Source organism: Bacteroides sp. NGMCC 1.200775 (genome assembly GCF_040798045.1).
In the GTDB taxonomy this organism is placed as follows: domain Bacteria; phylum Bacteroidota; class Bacteroidia; order Bacteroidales; family Bacteroidaceae; genus Bacteroides; species Bacteroides hominis.
Genome location: NZ_JASCQK010000001.1, coordinates 855,073 through 874,048 on the forward strand (window position 1 = coordinate 855,073; position 18,976 = coordinate 874,048).

The 18,976-nt window shown below is 47.4% G+C and carries 14 protein-coding genes and 2 tRNA genes; 2 read left to right on the forward strand and 14 right to left on the reverse strand.

Going from position 1 to position 18,976, the window contains the following annotated elements; genetic code table 11:
- Positions 1-2 precede the first annotated feature (2 nt).
- Positions 3-74 (reverse strand) — tRNA-Glu (locus QK890_RS03835).
- 78 nt (positions 75-152) lie between these two features.
- Positions 153-239 (reverse strand) — tRNA-Ser (locus tag QK890_RS03840).
- A gap of 277 nt (positions 240-516) precedes the next feature.
- On the opposite strand from QK890_RS03840, the gene QK890_RS03845 reads away from it, so the two are divergent.
- On the forward strand, positions 517-1,098 hold the full coding sequence (locus QK890_RS03845) for a Crp/Fnr family transcriptional regulator (protein WP_032530433.1): 582 nt from the start codon (positions 517-519) through the stop codon (positions 1,096-1,098).
- A gap of 175 nt (positions 1,099-1,273) precedes the next feature.
- On the opposite strand, the gene QK890_RS03850 is transcribed toward QK890_RS03845, so the two are convergent.
- From QK890_RS03850 to QK890_RS03875, 6 genes are all read right to left on the reverse strand, one after another.
- Entirely contained in the window at positions 1,274-2,035 is a 762-nt protein-coding gene (locus QK890_RS03850; RefSeq protein ID WP_005776580.1) for a creatininase family protein, read from the reverse strand.
- A gap of 170 nt (positions 2,036-2,205) precedes the next feature.
- Positions 2,206-4,497, reverse strand: a complete 2,292-nt coding sequence (locus tag QK890_RS03855; protein WP_005776579.1) for a TonB-dependent receptor — start codon at positions 4,495-4,497, stop codon at positions 2,206-2,208.
- Positions 4,498-4,565: 68 nt separating this feature from the next.
- Positions 4,566-4,904, reverse strand: a complete 339-nt coding sequence (locus tag QK890_RS03860; RefSeq protein ID WP_005776578.1) for a hypothetical protein — start codon at positions 4,902-4,904, stop codon at positions 4,566-4,568.
- Positions 4,905-4,948: 44 nt separating this feature from the next.
- Positions 4,949-5,416, reverse strand: coding sequence for a GAF domain-containing protein (locus QK890_RS03865; protein ID WP_005776577.1), 468 nt, complete (start codon positions 5,414-5,416; stop codon positions 4,949-4,951).
- Between the two features lie 6 nt (positions 5,417-5,422).
- Positions 5,423-7,162 (reverse strand): bifunctional UDP-sugar hydrolase/5'-nucleotidase, encoded by a 1,740-nt coding sequence (locus tag QK890_RS03870; protein ID WP_005808913.1) that lies wholly within the window; start codon positions 7,160-7,162, stop codon positions 5,423-5,425.
- A 96-nt stretch (positions 7,163-7,258) separates the two neighbouring features.
- On the reverse strand, positions 7,259-9,172 hold the full coding sequence (locus tag QK890_RS03875; RefSeq protein ID WP_367627263.1) for an ATP-binding protein: 1,914 nt from the start codon (positions 9,170-9,172) through the stop codon (positions 7,259-7,261).
- 115 nt (positions 9,173-9,287) lie between these two features.
- On the opposite strand from QK890_RS03875, the gene QK890_RS03880 reads away from it, so the two are divergent.
- Positions 9,288-11,411: a Tex family protein gene (locus tag QK890_RS03880; protein ID WP_220575855.1), complete on the forward strand. Its 2,124-nt coding sequence runs from the start codon at positions 9,288-9,290 to the stop codon at positions 11,409-11,411.
- Between the two features lie 145 nt (positions 11,412-11,556).
- Here the strand turns inward: QK890_RS03880 and QK890_RS03885 are convergent, their stop codons facing one another.
- The 6 genes from QK890_RS03885 to QK890_RS03910 all read right to left on the reverse strand — a co-directional run bounded on the left by QK890_RS03885 (position 11,557) and on the right by QK890_RS03910 (position 18,943).
- Positions 11,557-12,564: a DUF5106 domain-containing protein gene (locus QK890_RS03885; RefSeq protein WP_223129617.1), complete on the reverse strand. Its 1,008-nt coding sequence runs from the start codon at positions 12,562-12,564 to the stop codon at positions 11,557-11,559.
- Positions 12,565-12,682: 118 nt separating this feature from the next.
- The gene (locus QK890_RS03890) at positions 12,683-13,051 is read right to left on the reverse strand and encodes a hypothetical protein (protein ID WP_005808921.1); all 369 of its coding nucleotides are present in this window, start codon (positions 13,049-13,051) and stop codon (positions 12,683-12,685) included.
- 19 nt (positions 13,052-13,070) lie between these two features.
- Complete coding sequence (locus tag QK890_RS03895) at positions 13,071-15,044, reverse strand: BACON domain-containing protein (RefSeq protein WP_032544024.1); 1,974 nt, start codon at positions 15,042-15,044, stop codon at positions 13,071-13,073.
- A 146-nt stretch (positions 15,045-15,190) separates the two neighbouring features.
- Complete coding sequence (locus QK890_RS03900; RefSeq protein WP_220575857.1) at positions 15,191-16,375, reverse strand: hypothetical protein; 1,185 nt, start codon at positions 16,373-16,375, stop codon at positions 15,191-15,193.
- Positions 16,376-16,462: 87 nt separating this feature from the next.
- Entirely contained in the window at positions 16,463-17,398 is a 936-nt protein-coding gene (locus tag QK890_RS03905) for a fimbrillin family protein (protein ID WP_223129499.1), read from the reverse strand.
- 12 nt (positions 17,399-17,410) lie between these two features.
- Positions 17,411-18,943 carry a hypothetical protein gene (locus QK890_RS03910; protein WP_182423880.1) on the reverse strand — a complete coding sequence of 511 codons (1,533 nt, stop codon included), beginning with the start codon at positions 18,941-18,943 and terminating at the stop codon, positions 17,411-17,413.
- Between the last annotated feature and the right edge of the window lie 33 nt (positions 18,944-18,976).

The following is an 18,976-nucleotide window of genomic DNA, read 5'->3' on the forward strand; positions in this document are numbered from 1 at the left end:
TGTAGTGGGTACGAGAATCGAACTCGTATTACATGCGTGAGAGGCATGTGTCCTAACCGTTAGACGAACCCACCGACTGAAAATTAGATTCAAAAAAGAGCCAAGCAATAAACTCGGCTCTTCCCTTGTCATCTTAAAGTTGAGATTTGGTGCGGAAGCTGGGGGATTCGAACCCCCGGTACGGTTACCCGTACGTCAGTTTAGCAAACTGGTGGTTTCAGCCACTCACCCAAACTTCCTTTTTAACCGCATTTCCTCTCAAATGCGATGCAAAGATAGAGGGAACTTTTGAACTACGCAAATCTTTCTACAACATTTTTTTCACGGATTTTATGCGAAATAAGTTAACCAGCTAAGTTTCAAATGTTAAAGGAGAGAACTTTTTTTTCATACTCTCGCTCTCCAGGGCAGTCATTGGAGTAGAAGGAATCTTTTTACTTTGAAAAATTGATTTATATCAACTGATTTTCGTATTTTTGTCTCCGCAATCTATAATAACTTATCAATATATACATGATGGAAAACCTGAAAGAGACAGTGGATGCTGTTGTAAACTCCAGATATCCGGAGATGAACAAAGAGGGACGGGAACTACTGGCACAGGTCTTGATACGTAAAGAACTGGAAAAGGGTGAAATGTTGTTGAACGAAGGACAAATAAGCCGTCACATGGTTTTCGTCGGAAAAGGAATGTTACGGCAATTCTATTATAAGAACGGGAAAGATGTCACCGAACACTTCTCATACGAAGGATGTATTCTGATGTGCATCGAAAGTTTATTGAAACAAGAACCCACCCACTTGATGGCCGAAGCGTTGGAACCGGCAGTGATATACATGCTTCCCTACGACATCCTGCAAAAGTTACTGGAACAGTCCAAAGAGATCAATGCTTTCTATCGCAGAGTGCTGGAATATTCACTCATTGTATCACAAATAAAAGCTGATTCATGGCGTTTTGAAACGGCACGTGAACGTTATAACCTGCTTTTACATCACCATCCGGAGATTATCAAGCGGGCACCGTTATCACACATTGCTTCCTACTTGCTGATGACCCCGGAAACACTCAGTCGTGTACGTTCGGGAGTACTGTAAAAAATATTTTTTGATTTATATCAAAACGTAATCCAATTACATGCTGTATTTTTGCAGCAGTTAATAAATAGGTTGTTTTTTATAGGAATAAAGATTAGTTTTTAGGTAACAATTAAAAAAACAGGCAGTGTCGGAAATCCGCCACTGCCTGTTTTTTATAAGTATACCTTCCCCATCATTCATAAAGGTCGTGTTTCACCATCTCTTCGAAAAGTCTGGCGAGCTTCTCCACGATCGGTTTCACATAGCGTTCACCTTTTTCAGCAGTAGCTTTTCTGGGATCTCCCACTCCACTGTCTGCTGTCGCTTTATCCCAATGGCGGGGCACCCAGGCTACTTTCTCATTCAACGAAGCGATGGCAAACGGTTTCGACTTTCCGTCACCGGCTTCAGCCAGATTCACCAATTCCGGATGATAATGCATCATCACAGCAGTTTCCGACTCTCCAGCATGATCGTCAACCTCCGCTTCAAAATACCCTTTGGGAGAAACCACTTCAAACCAGTTTGCGGCAGCAATCAGAAAATCGGGATATTCAAAGGCAAGATCACGAATCATCCCCTTAAAATTGTTTCCTCCGTGTCCACACAGGATGACCAGTTTCCGGAATCCCTGCACATAAAGAGAAGATACGATATCTTCCAGAATAGCCTGTTGAGTAGCATAACGGGTATGAATACAAAACGGCAATTCACGTTGTCCCGGATTATGCGCTCCAAAAGGTACGGGCGGCATCACCATACAACGTACTCCCGAACGTGCAAGTGCCATTTCGGCTGCCTCTACGGCAATATCGTGAGGAAGAATACAATCGGTAAGATACGGTAAATGCAGATTATGGGGTTCCGTAGCTCCCCACGGTAAGATGATAACGTCATATTTCAGCCCTTTCACCTTTCCAAGGCAGGATACTGAAAGATCTACTTCTTTATTCATGGTCTTCTTTTTTTTAATTCAAATGTAACATCGCAAAGATATGAATAAAAACATTCCGATGAATACCTGATAGGCAAAAACGAGTTCACCATAAAATAGACAGAGCCCCACAGAGTTTTTCCTATTTCTTCTCGATAAAACTCTGTGAGGCTCTGTGGTGAACCCGGGATTTAATTCATTATCTTTATTCCCACAAAATAAGTCCGTGGCTGAGTCGGTCCATAAAAGTAACCTGCATCCCGGAACTCTCCTTTATCCAAGTCCTTTTGGAAACTATTGAATATATTTTGTATTCCACCGTTCACCTGCATCTTGATATGATCTTTCAGCACAAAAGTATAGTTCAGTTTCAGATTAAGGTCCACAAACTGCGGGGTGTGCTCCATACGCGACTTCTCGATGTATCCCGCCATATGCGGCACAATCATCTTACCGGTATAAGTACCGGAAAGTGAAAAGTCAAAGCTCTTCAACGGTGCCGACGTGAAAGTGAAATAACCGTAATAATCCGGTGTACGAGGCATCCGTTTCGTTGTCTGTTCCTCTTCCCCTTCACTGGTCCATATCTCTGCCCGGTTGTATCTGCTGCGTTGCACTGTAAATCCCAATTGCAACTGTGCCTCACGCCCGTGAGCTACCTTCGCATCCAGATTGACACCATATACTTTCGCCCCGCTACCATTCCGGCGCTCCTTTATCTTATCTCCATTCTCGTCCAGACCGATATCCTCGAGCACAAATACATGATGCAGATCAGTATAAAAACCTTCCAGAAGAATATTAGACTGCCAGTGTCCCATTGGGAACGACCAATCCACCGAACCACTAAAGCTGTTGGAACGTTCTTCACGTAACCCCTCAGCCAGTCGGATCTGCACCCCTTCACCTCCCACAGCTGTCACATGCAGGTCTTCATCGTAAGCCTGCGGGGCCCGGAAGCCGGTAGAGTATGTCAGACGTGCCTGCAAATTATCGCTCGGCTTATATAGAAAATTCACACGCGGGCTAAAGATCGGATGATCGATCAGGTTATGCTTGTCCAGACGTGCTCCCACGAGCATGGTCCAGCGGTTCAAGCGCCATTCGTTCTGTACAAATCCTCCGGCAATACGGACATCCTGCTGCATGTCACGGTGATACCCGGTCATCACATCGTGCAGAGAGTTATTCTGATACTCTACACCACCTGTAAATGTAGCAGGGGCAAAAAGACAACGGTCCATATTTCCCACATACATACCTCCCACTACCCAAGTCAGATCGTTTGTTTTACCATACGCATTCATATCCTGTTGAGCACCGTAATAGCTGTTGCGATCCGTATGCTGGATAGATCCATATACAGACATCTTATGCTTCTCTCCCCAATAACGGTCATAACTTAATCCTCCGCTATTGATAATATGTTTTGTTTGTTCGGTAATATCCGATTCGTGAGGTTGTAAATTGAATTTATTGCCACCCCGGCGAAATTCATTTGTTGTGTGATACTCCACATTGATGCGGCTGAAATAGTTGGGACGATAGTATGCACGCATCCCGAAAGTATTCATATTCAATTTGCCCAGTTCCGAAAAACCATCCCCGTCCGCATCATAAGGATTACGATTTCGGTATGTCTCATACAAAGCGATACCGTACGAATTATCTTTCGCAACCAGAGAAACGTTTCCTCCCATATATTGCTCCCACGACTTACCATTCATATTAGACATCGTGCTTGCCACCTGAAAAGAATTGTTTATCGGATCTTTTGTAATAATATTGATTGTACCTCCCACAGCATTGGCCCCAAACAGAGCCGATCCACCTCCGCGCACCACTTCCACACGTTCGATCATATTTACCGGAATCTGTTCCAGCCCATACACTCCCGACAATGCGCTGATGATAGGACGGCTATTAATCAGAATTTGCGAGTAAGGACCTTCCAATCCATTGATACGTACTTGCGGAAAACCGCAGTTCTGACAATTGTTCTCTACCCGCAGCCCTGATTGAAAATTAAGCGACTTCGCCAGGTCGGTAGAATTCACCGTTTCAAAAAGCTTGGCGCTCATCACGTTCACCACCACCGGCGCCGCCTTCCGGCTCACCTCATTCCGGTTGGCCGAGACAACCACTTCATCTGTCATAAAACTTTCTTCTTCCATCTGGAAATGAACCACCGATGTGGCCTCTGCACTGACCGTGATTGTTTTTTCCTGTGTTTTATACCCCATTACCTGTACACGGAGTGTATATTTCCCGGCAGCCAACTTACGAAATTCAAACTGCCCTTCTTCATTGGATACCGCACCACGGTTGGTCCCCAATATCATTACCGTTGCGAACGGAATGCTTTCTTCAGTGCCTTTCACAATAACGTGTCCGGCAATCATATTACCTTCTTTAATCGGATTGACTGCATACAAACTCATGCTTACACACGCAAGCACAAGCATAACTATATAATTTTTCATTGTTTGTTATTAGCTATGATATATAAAAGAGTAAAAGAAACGGAAAGGGGCTCTCCCCTAAATTTAGTTTAAGCCTGTTCGGCCGGAGGGGCACGCAAAGAAATTACCCGTAAATGTGTTTCTGTTGTCACCGGTATACTCTCAGGTATCTCTACCGTAAACAGCACCGGCCGTTCGGGTGTAAAATCATATTGCACATGGGCTTCCAGCGAATGGAATGTAGCAAAATGGGCAATAACAACAATATTAGATGTAGAATGTGAGTGAGTACCTTTATAGGGGTGAGAGTGCGCAATCATTACACCGTTTACGTAATGCACATGGGTAAACATCGTAATGCTCACCTGGTACGTCACGAACAGCGTCAACAACAGAAACGATAATAGAACTCTTTTGATGTATCCCACCTATTGCACTCTTATTTTTAAGTCGGCAAAGATAGTTATTATTTTCATAAGTATCTACACATTTCTTCCAGATATTTCCGGTCGGTTTCATCAAAGAAATTCAGGAGATCACTGTCTATGTCCAACACTCCCCATACCCTACCTTCCTTTATCAGTGGAACCACAATTTCCGATCTGGAAAGCGAGCTGCAAGCAATATGTCCCGGGAAAGCTTCCACATCCGGAACCAACTGGGTTTTAGCTTCCTCCCAGGCCGTGCCGCAAACTCCTTTACCTTTTCGAATGCGCGTACAGGCCACCGGTCCCTGAAACGGTCCCAGTACCAGCCGGTCCTGCTTCACCAAATAAAAACCTACCCAGAAAAAATCGAAAGCTTCCTTCAAGACAGCAGCTACATTAGCCAAATTGGCAACCAGGTCCTCTTCCCCCTCTATCAGAGCCTTTACCTGAGGCAACAAAGAGAGATATTGTTCCTCTTTGCTGCCCGATATAAATGTAAGTTCTTCAGCCATATTCTATTATTTAGTTCCAAACAGATATTCATAATCCCTCTCTGCAGCGGGCTTCACCCACTCTTCGGGAATAAATTTCCACTGGTTCAGCGCACGGGGATTCAGTGTGCCTTTCTTTTCGATATACTGCATCAGATAAAAACGGAGATCTTTATCCGTTGAGAATATGATACGCTCTTTCAGCTTTTCTTGTGGAATTCCCGATCCCTTTGTCAGTAGTTCTCCACCGCCGTTGCCACGGTAAGAGTTCAGTGCTACCTTATATATATGATCCATTCGGAACGGAGCACCGTCTGCCATGCTGACGATGGTCACTTTCTCTCCTTTCGGTTTAGTCACATCCACTGTATAAATGATTCCGGCAGCCGAATCGAAGTTAAAGCTGAAATTCTGGAACGAGGCCCGGTCTTCGGCACCCGCCGTACGTTTCTCCTTCAACCACAGCAAATGATCTTCCGGCGACTTCATCTGATTCGTCCACATATAATAGGATTCCTCCAGAAAATCTTTAATCTCTTTTCCCGATAGCTTCATTACATAAAGCATATTTTCATATTTATACAGGTTGAACATATCGCTCACGCGGATATCTCCTTTCTTTATCTCAGCATCAAACGATAGCGGAGCGGCAAACGAAATGTCTGCCCCCGAAATGTCGAGTTGCAGCGAATGGATAAAATCGATAAACGCCGACGAGCCGAAATAGGCCGGACGAGTAGACAGATCTTCCGTAAACACACCGATTTTCTTCGAAACAAACTTCTCTACCGCACCATATTGCACTGCGAAATGTCTCATAAAGGCTTCACTTACACCATATTCTTTTGTATCCGTCAATACCCCGTCTATTTGTTTGCTCACCACTCTGCCATCTTTCAGTTTCAGTGTCACATCAATGTCCGACACTACAATCCCGTTACTTGCCGGATCAATCACCAGCACGGAGTCACCCGCAACGTTCACTATCTTTTTGCACTCCTTGGCATGGTCATGCCCCATCAGTACCATATCGAATCCCGGCACATTCTTCGCCACATTCAACGATGCATTCTCGTTATACTTACCCGACATGACAAAAGCATCCTGACCTGCATGAAACAGCCCGATCACCAAATCCGGTTTTTCTTTCTCACGGATCACTTTCATCCACTTCCGTGCTGTCTCCTCCATATCGTCAAACCGTAGCCCCTGCCACAGATTCTCCGACAACCAGGCAGGAATAGCCGGTGTAATCATGCCCAGTACCACAATCTTCACCCCGTCACGTTCCAACACTTGATAGGGAGGAAGATGGGTCTTGCCCGTAGCCGTTTCGATAATATTAGCCCCCAGCACCGGAAATTTACACTCACCGATCCAACGATCGAATACAGGGCGACCCGTTTCTACATCATGATTTCCCATGTTTCCGGCATCGTATCCCATAAAGTTCATCATTTCGGCACACACATGTGGTGCTACTGTATCTATATAATTATAGTAGTAAGCCGAAGGCTGTCCTTGCAGAATATCTCCGTTATCCAGCAAAATAAGGTTCTCTTTATAAACTTCCCGATTCTTTTGCACCAACGCATACACGCGTGCAAGGCTTCCGCCCCACTCCTTCTGAGTGATAAAATTATAAGGAAAGTAATTACCATGCACATCGCTTGTCTGCACAATCTTCAGTTTCACCTCTCTCTCTTGTGCCGGCAATACACACACCAGACAAAGCAAGAAAGCACAAATACAAATCAATCTTTTCATCATAATAATGGTTTAAATTTGATTCACCACAGAGTCTCACTGAAAGGATTTAAATAGAGAATAAACTCTGTGTGACCCCGTGATAGTCTCTTTTTCTTATAACGGATGCGAAACAACAAACCTCGCCCCTCTTTCATAGTCAGGATCAATCCAGATACTGCCACCCCATTTATCCACTGTCAGCTTACAGATCGAAAGTCCTAATCCGGTCCCCTGAGCATATTCGTTCAGCTTCTCAAACCGTTCGAACACCTGCTTCTGTTTCTCTTTCGGAATGCCGCAGCCCGTATCCGCCACAGCAAACAATACCCGCTTCTTCTCCCTGTCTACTTCAAACTGCAATGTGATTGTACCGTTTTTGGTAAACTTCGCCGCATTCGTCAGCAAATTGATAAGCACCTGCTGCAAACGCTGAACATCTACCTGTAAAACAAAAGAGTCGATCTTGGTTTCAAAAACAAACCGGTTACCCGATTCCCGGCGCGACATCTCTACCGACGACAACGCCTGCCTGCATAGCTGAACCACGTCACAGTCCTCCGGAGTCAGCGTCACTTTATCTGCCTCCAACCTCGAAAGATCGAGTATATCATTAATCAGCCGTAACAACAAATCGGAGTTCGACTGGATAATTCTGAAATAATTCCGCTGATCCTCGTCCGAGCTTCCACCCGAAGCCAACACGTCCGAAAAGCCCACGATCGCGTTCAATGGTGTCCGTATCTCATGGCTCATATTAGCAAGGAAAGCACTTTTCAACCGATTCGATTCTTCCGCCCGGTCTTTCGCTTCATACAAATCCGCCTGCGAACGTTCCAAATCATCCTTCAGCCGTTTCGTCCGCAGATAGAAATAGATAGAAATCAGCAGTCCCATAACCAGGACACACAGAACGCCTACTCCACCCCAGATCTGATACCGGTATTGCCGATAGAAAGAAGGTGATTCGTTTACCAGCTTTACCGCCATAGGCAATGCAGCCACGTTTATCTTCTGTTCCTTCACTTTTTTACTATCCAGTAGTGCTTCCGTGCCTACCACTTCCACCCGTAGTGTCGTATCTCCGGGATTTTCCAACAACCGGGCTGTTTCCGCCGCCAGCTCTTTACCAAATGTCCGGAAAGCAGGCACTACCCCTCCGACAGCCCAATAACCCAGTCCGATGGAAGTAGCTGTAAATGTCGGTATGTCCGGAATCGCTTCCATCATCGAATACGTGGCATTCCTCATAAAATAGCCTTCGTTCTTGTCCACCCTCCACGTGCCTATTAGTACAGCCGTATGTTTCGGCAGTTTCCGAAGTTCGTCCACAATGGTATAAATGGTGTGTTCGCGCCCGTCCAGCAGAATCAGGTTCAGTTCAGGAAACTGTTTCATCTCCCTCCGCACATGCGCCTGCAAAGTGACACCCCCATAAGTATTGTCCGATATAAAAGCGATATTCTTTGTATCCGGATAGATAGCCCGGATCATGCGGATGTCCGATGCAATGTCATATTCGTACATAAATCCGCCACGTACCTGCCGTTTCAGATTATCTTCATAAAAATCGGATGATTCCGGCATCCAGTGTACCAAATCTTTTTCATCATCCGGAAGTAGTACCACATTCCGGCTGGTCAGTGCGCACAACACGGGCACTTCCCCTGTCACTGAATCGTTCAGTGACAAATAAGAGGCCCATGCCTCCTGTCCGAACAGAATAATCAACGCCGGCTCCTGATTCCCCCGGTATTTATCTAAAATGTCTCTCATCACCCCTTTCCAGCGAGGAAAATCAGAGAAGCTCTTACAGTTCATATTTTCAATGACCACTCCCCGTTTGCCTCCTAATCTCTCATATTCATCCATAAAATCGGAAACATTGGCTGAAGTAGGATACGCTCCCGGATTATACGAACAGATCATAAGGATAGGTTTCTCTCCGGTAGCGGCATATCCCGTCAGGGGACGGCAGAAACCCATAACTACCAGAAGCAAAAAAAGAATATATTTAAGCGACACCGGCATATTCATCTGTTTTAGAGTGTGTGTATCCGTTTTTTATGCCCGCAAAGATACTAAAAGTTGATGGTTATAGTAGATTATTGCGTACATTTGTCGCTCAATGTCCTAAAAATAGTTTATGGAAATCTTTCACAAAATGATTTCGGCAGCGCTCAACCTGCCGGAAAAGCAAATCAGCAATACCCTCAGGCTATTGGCCGAGGGAGCCACTATCCCTTTCATCAGCCGCTATCGTAAAGAAATCACGGGCGGCCTGGACGAAGTGCAGATAGAAGCTATCAAAACGCAGTACGATAAACTCTCCGACCTCGCCAAGCGTAAAGAGACCATTTTCGGCACCATCAGTGAACAGGGCAAACTGACACCCGAATTGCAGCAACGCATCGATGCGACCTGGGATGCCACTGCCCTTGAAGATATCTACCTGCCCTACAAGCCTAAACGCAAGACCCGTGCGGAAGCCGCCCGTCAGAAAGGGCTCGAGCCCCTCGCCCTATTGATAATGATGCAGCGGGAGAACAACCTCAACGCCCGGGTTTCCGCCTTCGTGAAAGGCGATGTCAAAGATGCCGATGATGCCCTGAAAGGCGCCCGGGACATCATTGCCGAGCAAGTCAGCGAAGACGAACGTGCCCGCAATGCCGTGCGTAACCTCTTTGCCCGTCAAGCTGTTATCACTGCCAAAGTAGTAAAAGGAAAAGATGAAGAAGCTGCCAAATACCGCGACTATTTCGACTTCTCTTCTCCCCTGAAACGCTGCACTTCACACCGCCTGCTCGCCATCCGCCGTGCCGAGGCCGAAGGTTTGCTGAAGGTCAGTATCACCCCTGACGACAATGAATGCCTCGAACGACTCTATCGCCAGTTCGTACGCAGCACCAACGAATGCGGACGCCATGTATCCGAAGCCGTGCAGGATGCCTACCGCCGCCTGCTGAAGCCTTCCATTGAAACTGAGTTTGCCGCCCTCAGTAAAGAGAGAGCCGACGATGAAGCCATCCGTGTTTTCGCCGAAAACCTGCGCCAACTGCTCCTTGCTCCGCCTCTGGGGCAAAAACGTGTCATGGGCATCGACCCCGGATTCCGTACCGGCTGCAAGGTAGTCTGTCTCGACGCGCAAGGTAATCTGGTACACAACGAAAATATCTACCCGCATCCCCCGGTAGACAAAAAAGCCGAAGCCGCATCCAAACTCCGGAAAATGATAGAAGCCTACAAGATAGAAGCTATCGCCATCGGCAATGGGACTGCCAGCCGCGAGACAGAAACCTTTGTCACCCACCAGCAGTTCGACCGTCCCGTACAGGTATTTGTCGTCAGTGAGCAGGGTGCTTCCATCTACTCCGCTTCCAAGATAGCCCGCGACGAGTTCCCCGATTATGATGTCACCGTCCGCGGCGCCGTATCCATTGCCCGCCGCCTGATGGACCCGTTGGCGGAACTGGTAAAAATCGACCCCAAATCCATTGGTGTAGGTCAGTACCAACATGATGTAGACCAGACGAAGCTGAAGAAATCGCTCGACCAGACGGTTGAGAACTGTGTCAACCAGGTAGGCGTCAACCTCAATACTGCCAGTAGTCATCTGCTCACCTACATCTCCGGGCTGGGTCCGCAACTGGCACAGAACATCGTCTCCTACCGTGCCGCCAACGGCGCCTTCTCTTCTCGCAAAGAGTTGATGAAAGTGCCCCGCATGGGAGCCAAAGCTTTTGAACAGTGCGCAGGGTTCCTTCGCATCGCCGAAGGTGAGAACCCACTGGACAACACCGCCGTACACCCCGAGAGTTATGGCATCGTCAATCAAATGGCGAAGGATCTTTCGTGTACCGTACCCCAATTAATTGCCGACAAAGCCCTGCGCAATCGTATCGAAGTAGAAAAGTATATCACCCCCACTGTAGGGCTCCCCACTCTGAAAGATATTCTCCAAGAGCTTGATAAACCGGGACGTGACCCGCGCGACACGATACAGGTTTTTGAATTCGACCGGAACGTTCGCACCATCAATGACCTCCGCGAAGGCATGGTGCTTCCCGGTATCGTCAGCAATATCACCAATTTCGGTGCTTTCGTGGACATAGGCATCAAGGAAAACGGACTTGTCCATCTCTCCCAACTTGCCAACCGATTCATCACCGATCCCACCGAAGTGGTCTCCATCCATCAGCACGTCACGGTGAAAGTACTGAGCATTGACTTCGAACGGAAACGGATACAGTTGACGATGAATGTCGAATAATGGCTTCAAACAAAAATTTCACCGCAGAGGTGAATAAAACCCCGGTACCTCCTTCAATTAGCCCCTAACAAGAATAAACGACAACCACTGTTGTACATGCTCTTATAGAAAGAGGTAACCGGGGTCAGACAGATCTTCAATGTCTTTATTTCTTCTTTGCGTCCCGTGTCGCCATATAACCGATTAACTGGTCCATCGATGCGTCCTTCAGGATCACCCGCTTCCGGCGGTCCAGCAAATAGAGGCTCGGCGTGGCATGAATGTCATACAGCTGCCGGCTGCGGATATCCCCCGCCTTATTCCAGCCTACAATCCATCCCCGCGGCATGTGTGCCGACTTCACCAGCCATTCTTCTTCGTTCTCATCCGGATAGACAGCCAGCACGCGCAGCGTCCCTTGTTCCACCATCTCTACAAAAGCGGGCATCTCCTCAAATACCTTCTCAAATTTCCGGCAGTTTGAGCAGTCCGGATCATAGAAAAACAGCAACGTATACTCTGCCTTCAATCCGCTCATCCGCCCGCTCTCACCCTTCGGGGTGACGTACGCAAAATCTGCTGCCTTCATCCCCGGCCGGTTCTTGCGCGCCTGTTTCAAGCGATCCGCGGGGCGTATCTTCTCCCACTCCGTGAGCCGCCCGGATGCCACCATTTGTTCCAACACAGCGATGTAATAATCCTCGTTGCGCATCGGCGAGTTCGGTTCGTAAAGATACTTCTCACCCAGCAGGCAGAAACGCTTGTACGCCGTACTGTCTGCCTCCATCCTCACCATCATGGTATACAACGCCTTCAAATTTGCCTCCGGCTCGGCATACTTCAGCGCGTCGATGAAGTCGGCATACAGTTGCTCCGTATCCATGCCGTTCACCCACGCCGTATCATCCACCAAGTAGTCATCCCAATAATGTTTCACGTAATATGCCGCCCGATCCGCCGGCTCAGTCATCACCTGTGGTATCTCCGGCCGTGTGTAATGCACTACATGTACTGAATCTTTCGCCGCAGATCCAACCACCGGTTCTATTCTTACCTCTTTCCATTCATCCGTCCCCGAACAAACTTTTACCAGCAGCAGACCCAGACAAACCACCACCAGGGCCATCAACACTACCGTCGATACAAATGCCACCAACTTCTTCTTTATATTCATTTTGTTCATGCTTATTATTTCGCCACAGAGTCTCACAAAGACATATAGTACTTAATTCCATATATTAAGAAACTTTGTGTTACTATATATCTATCGTGGTAAATCCGTTTATTGTCCCTCATCTTCTCCATCTTCCCCTCACCACCCACACCGCAGGCAACACATACACCTTTCCTTCATCATCCTTCAATCGTACCGCAGGACGATATTCTCCCGGTTTGAGTTCCGGAATAGCCGCAATCACCTTCTTATCCGAATATGTATACACAAGTTTGATCTCGATTACCTCCACCGGTTTCCTCTGTGCCACCAGACACAATTTAAAATCCTCCAGCGCATAATGTCTCAAATTACGTCCCCAAACCACCAACGGTGCCATTGGTGTGATCGTCCCGTCTTTCTTTCCGCTCAGCGGATCATAAATACCCGTAATCTCCGGAATATCCACACCTCTCCGTACCTCTTCAATCTTCCTTATTTCTATCATACCCTTCCTGGTTAATCGTTTATAGTTCATCATTCATCACGCTTCTTACCGGAAACCCATATTTCTTCATATCGTGCATCAAATACATCTGTCGACTGGGTTCTACGCAAAGCGAATAGCCATATACCGGACTTTGACTACTCCCCGTCCAGTAACGATGACCGTGCGGAACCACAATCCGGCAGCCGTTGATATGGCTCCGGTGTCCGCACAGCGGCAGGTATACTGGTACTCCGTCGTCACTCAGAAGGCAGATATTCGTCCGGTCCTCCTCCCGTTGAAGCTCCATCGGAGCAGCGGGACTGTTCATCAATGCCTCCATTTCAATACGCGATGGTAGCCTCCACCCCTCCGGTGAAGGGTCCAACTCATTAATCCGTGCAGGACTCTCTGCCGTGCCATCGTACCAACTGCCGCGACAGGGCGTAAAATTCTCCTCCCATCGATCAGTAGGACAGCCAAACTGAAAATACGTACCCTGATTAAGTGTGGTACCCACTTCCAACCCCAACGGGATGGCTACCTGTGCTAATTTCCCGCCTGCCGCCAGATTACGGTCCAGCCAATATTTACCCCGGATACGTACGTATCCACCTTGATAAATAAGGATATCGCGTACCACGCCCGTATCATTCACCAACGAGAGCACCGTGTGACGCGCTGCCGGAAATCCACCACGTACCCGGTATCCTGCATTAGAATGTACCTTCACCGTGAACCGTCCGTCATAATGTCCCTGCAACAGTTCAGGTTCGCTCACCTCCACCCAGGCCGCCGCCTCATCGCTCACGATACGCCACGACTGGTTACTGTCCACACACACACTGTATGTCCTCACCTCCTCCCTGTAACCCGGTGGCATCTCTATCACCCCGCTATGTCGTGCACAAGGATCTTCCGGCGGATACTCTATATAATAATCAAAGCAGACACCCTGCATCAATAACAGATCTGTCGTCTGGCTGAAAGGATATGTACCCGTCTCCAACGTCAGAGCCAGCGAGCGCGAGCGCACATTGGCTGGTTTCGCTTCAAGATGTACTTTCAAGTTCTGACTCCCTTTCTGTTGCAGGCCCACAGGCGGATAGACCGAATACCAACATCCACCGTCGTTAGCGTTAGCACTCTTCACGCACCAACATGCCTGTTCATTGTCAGGGATAACGGTTAGCGTCACCGCCTCGTTCTTCCGCCCGGCACTGACATAGAGCCGACGACTGACCGTCAACGTGGGATGAATACCCATCACCTGCTGACGCACCTTAAGCAAGTGTACTCCCTCGCCATTCCCTATCTCAATGGTTGCCTCCCGTTCCACGGCAGAAAAGTTGGTACGAAACTGCATCAACAGCCGGTCCCCCTCACGGCGCACGGCAAGCCAGTTATCCGGTTCACCTTTCGCATAATGCACGCTTCCCGTATACCATTGTTCGCTACACCCCTTCAACTCTACCGGAAGATCCTTTGCCATTGCGTCCGTAACCAATTCTCCCGGAAGCAATGCATCCAATGTGGCAGAATCGGTCTTCTCATTTTCCTCGTCTGTTTCCGTACCGGCAGCTATCAACTCCAACGACGCGCCATGAACAATCTCCTGTAATCCAGTTTCGGCAATACAGATGCCGGCATGACCGGCAAACAGGCGATCCACATCATCACGATGATGTATCCCGCTCAGGCAAAGCGCATGGGGGGTGAATAGCACACAGAAGTTCAACATCCCCTCCTGTACAGTGCAACGCAGCCGCCATTTCTTTTTCCGTTTCAGCACATCCGCCTCAGGGTACTTGCGCACCAGATATCCTCGTCGGTCAAAGACCAACAAGACCGCTCTCCGGCACTCTTCCGACAAATAATCCATACGTTTCAGAATCAGACTCACCGGCCACTCACGGGCAATGTGCACCTTTCGGTTTACCCGCCAATACTTCACGGCGTTGTATGTCATCCCCGAAGCGATAAATGCCATTGTTGCTATTTCCGCTATATCCATAACTTTCGTCAGTTTGTGTTTTCCATTTTTCTTTTCACCACAGATTACACAGATTTTCACAGATTCTTTATTCATACTTTACTAAATGCAACCACACGGAGAGAAAAAACGACTCCGTGTGAATCTGCGTATTCTGTGGTGAGCCTTTACTTACTTTGCACGAAGCGCAGTGCCCTCCCTGCCGGCACGCTTCCTCCTGCCTGTGCCAGGCTCAGGTAAACTTCCGCCTTTCCCCGGTCACCTTCAAGCAGACAGAGAATACCCATGTTACACCCGGCTTCAGGCAGGGTGGCAAAGCGTTGCAGATATCTCCGGGCACGCTCCGTATCGCGACGCAACAAGGCTACTCCGGCAGCGTTGATGCACGCCACCGGACTGTCCGGATAAAGACGTCCCGCCAAGTCCATCAAGTCATTGAATTCAGCCGAACCTACGGCATGTGCTTCTGCCAAGCGGCAGAAGTCCGCCACCGAGAATGCTTCCGGTTTGCCCGAAGTAACAACCGACACCCCTTCTGTCATGCTTATCGATGGCTGTGCCGCCAAGCTTCCGTCCACGTAGGTTACCTCGTACTCTATGCGACGTAACCTCCCGAAAAAAGCTGACGACAAATAGTGATAGGCAGTCCCACCCGCCAAATCCATCAGCATTCGTTCTCGCCCGTCCACCACATCCACTGTACGGATAATGTCGAGTACAGACTCTTTGAATGCCATCTCCGACCCAACTATCAGATCGGTCAGTCCTTTCCAATCCTCCGCTATCCAGTTCACCTCAAAAGGTACTGTACCGAAGCTTTTCTCCCGCCGAATATAATCTTTCAATGCCAGTGCGCGTTGTAAGCCCAGACGTTCGTTTGCCCGATAGTCACCGTCCGGAGCCGTATAACCTGTCAAACGAATACCTTCCAGACTCACACCCGGTGTTTCTTTAAGCGGACGTGTCACAGCCAAAAGTTTGTAAACAGCTTCTACAAAATTACGCTCATCATATTTCGTCTTCTGCCCGCGACTGTAATCCAACACGATGCTGCCACGCACTGTCTGCCGTACTTCCTCAACCTTCGGTGCCTCCGTAACCGAAGGTGACAAAAAGTCTACCCACGAGAGCAACATGCTGTCCGTAGGTAAGTTAACTTTCACCTCGCATACGGACAAGGGGCGTACCGAAGTAGACTTTCGAGTACCCACCGGGGTTATTTTCTGTCGTACGTTTTGTTTATTGTTCATTGCCGACGCCGTTTTTTTCTCCGGTGAGTCGGCACTGGCCTTCACTCCTGTCATTCCCGGAAGCAGCAGCAGACACAAGACTATGCTCAGTTCTCTTTTCATCTTATCTATTTAAAATCAATTTATTAAAAGGTGTGGATAGTCCGCTCACATTTACCGAGCCTCTCCCATCACTTATTATCAGTCATTTTAAACCACACTTGGAGTGTTATTCTGAATGGTAGTATCATCCGTCGTATACCCATTGTCGATTACATTCGCATTCGGAACAATCTGCACATCATTGATTGTCAATGTAACATGATAGTATCCTCCTGCATTCAATGCACCGCCAAACGCAGTAACCGTGACCGTACGGACTTCACCATCTACCGTTACCGAAATGGTCAATTTACTATCGGTCAAAGGTTGCGGAGGAAGTAAATATTCATAAACCCGGTTCCCGGATGGAATTTCTACATTCGGATTGTATACATATCCCCCCGCCGCAGGGGTCCCTCCAGTAATCGTGCCGGTAGTTATATCGACTTGCCGCTGAAGATAAAAATTGGTTGAATTATTCTTCAACACTATGTTTTCAATTTTACATTTACGGCCTGACATCACATTCGTCCCTCGGACAAATGTAAGTTTCAACCGGGCATACGCATGTTTCATATTAAGAAATTGCACTGCTTTATGATCATTATTTATCTTCGGCGATCCATCTGTAGCCGCAGCGGTACCGTAACACACATCTTTAGCTACATCATAAATTTGAGCAACTAACGTCGCAGTCGTCGTGTTATCGACAAATGATACAGACTGGTAAGGGTAATATGCGTATAGACCCACCGAACGGTGATCCACCAGTATTTCTGTGAATGCGGTCCAACCGGCTGCGCTATAAGTATAGGGAGCATCATACTGAGGTGGATATCCGTTAGCATTCGTACGGAAAAGACCTAATTTATAAGCAGCAGTATTGATGACTCCACGCGTGGACACTCTCGTACTTAAAGAAGCTTCTGTAACCCCGATAGGCACTTGTCTATCGGTTGGGATAGATCCTTCTTCCTCCTTCCCGCAGGAGAAAAAGAGGAATAGACTTAATGAAAGCAAACAACATTCTAATACCTGTTTCATTGGACATACAATTTATCGTTTAACACATCTTATCGTTCTGCCATCAGCCCGCGCCCAGCTTGTGTTTATAAAGGCACTATTCGAGCCTTGAGAGGCATTAAGCCCTTTAGCTGTTGCTCCTGAAGGGATCCGGGACCAATAAAATGCCCAAGAATCGCTTGCTGATATAGGGTTGTTTATTGTAGTAGATGACTGATTTCGGCTTCCCAGAGCAAGCAAGAATACACCATTGTTCCCTCCAAACCAGAAACCTTTAGGAGAACTGCTATAGGTGACTCCCGCATTAATCAGATCTTGTAATTGTTCATCAGAAGGTGTTTCCCAAGTACCGGGAGGGACTACTTGGTAACAGGGATCATTGGCTGTAGAGTAATTTCCACTATTATATTTAGCTACACCAATATCAAGAGTATTCCATCCGATGAATCCTCCTTCTGTCGCACCACCATGATAATTTGTCTGAGAAGCCTCAAAGTAAAAATTAGATCCGCTTTTATAAAGATTTCCCCTTGCCCATTTATAGCTCCTCACTGATATATAATTTGGCACAATGCTAACCGTTATCTTATAATTACCGGCTGCACTGAATAAACGGTTTGTAGCACTAACCGTAATGGCGTTATTCATTTGTCCATTACCGATTTTTAAAGTAGTAAACTTAATTGTAAGTGTACGGTTACTTTGAGGGAGTATCTTATACACATTACTATTCACTGTGGTAGCATTCGGATTGGTCCATGCCACGTTCAACGTCCCGCTTGTCCCTGTTACAGGAAGAGTTGTCTGGCTCGCATTCCAGGTCACAGGGCTGTTGCTAAGTCCCGAGATAGTTGCCGCACACTGCTGAACCGTATTATTATTAAACTCTTTAGCCACTACACACAACTGAAGTTGGGCACACTGCCTTGAAAAACTAATGCCGCTCAACAGGCATTGCCCGCTTGCATTGGCCGTAACATTTACCCCGGTCTTCTGACACAACATGAAATCCTGGTTATGCGTCACTGTTGTCGACCAATTACCGGACAAAGCGGCCGGAGCTGTATTGGTTCCGTATGAATAGAAGACAAATGCATACGTCCCGGGCCTTAACACCCACTGTCCGGAAACACCTGCGGGAGTGGCTGTATTCGCTACAATCGAGGCAATGCCGGAAGCATTGGTACTATAAACCGCTGTACCCGCATAATTAGCAGCCGTTATGGAATTGTTTTTATAGGCTACAACCCGAAACTGCATATTGGCCATATTGCTACGCGTCTGCACCGGATTAACGGGAAGTAAAGATTCAATTGTCGTTTCTACATCATAGCCCGAATCATAAGTACTGTCCAAAGGCTGCACTATCTTTGTCAAAATCTCTCCGGAACGGGTAACCGCACCACCTAAAAACTCATCTACCCCATCTACTTTTACGTTGATAGATACCATCTCCCCATCTCCCTCTATCGGATCATGATGTCCCGAAGGAAATCTTTCATCTTCCTCCCTGTCACATCCTGTCACTGCAAGCAAAATCAAGAACAAAGAACATGAACGAGCCATTAGGCGAATCATACTTCTAAGTATTCCCGTTTG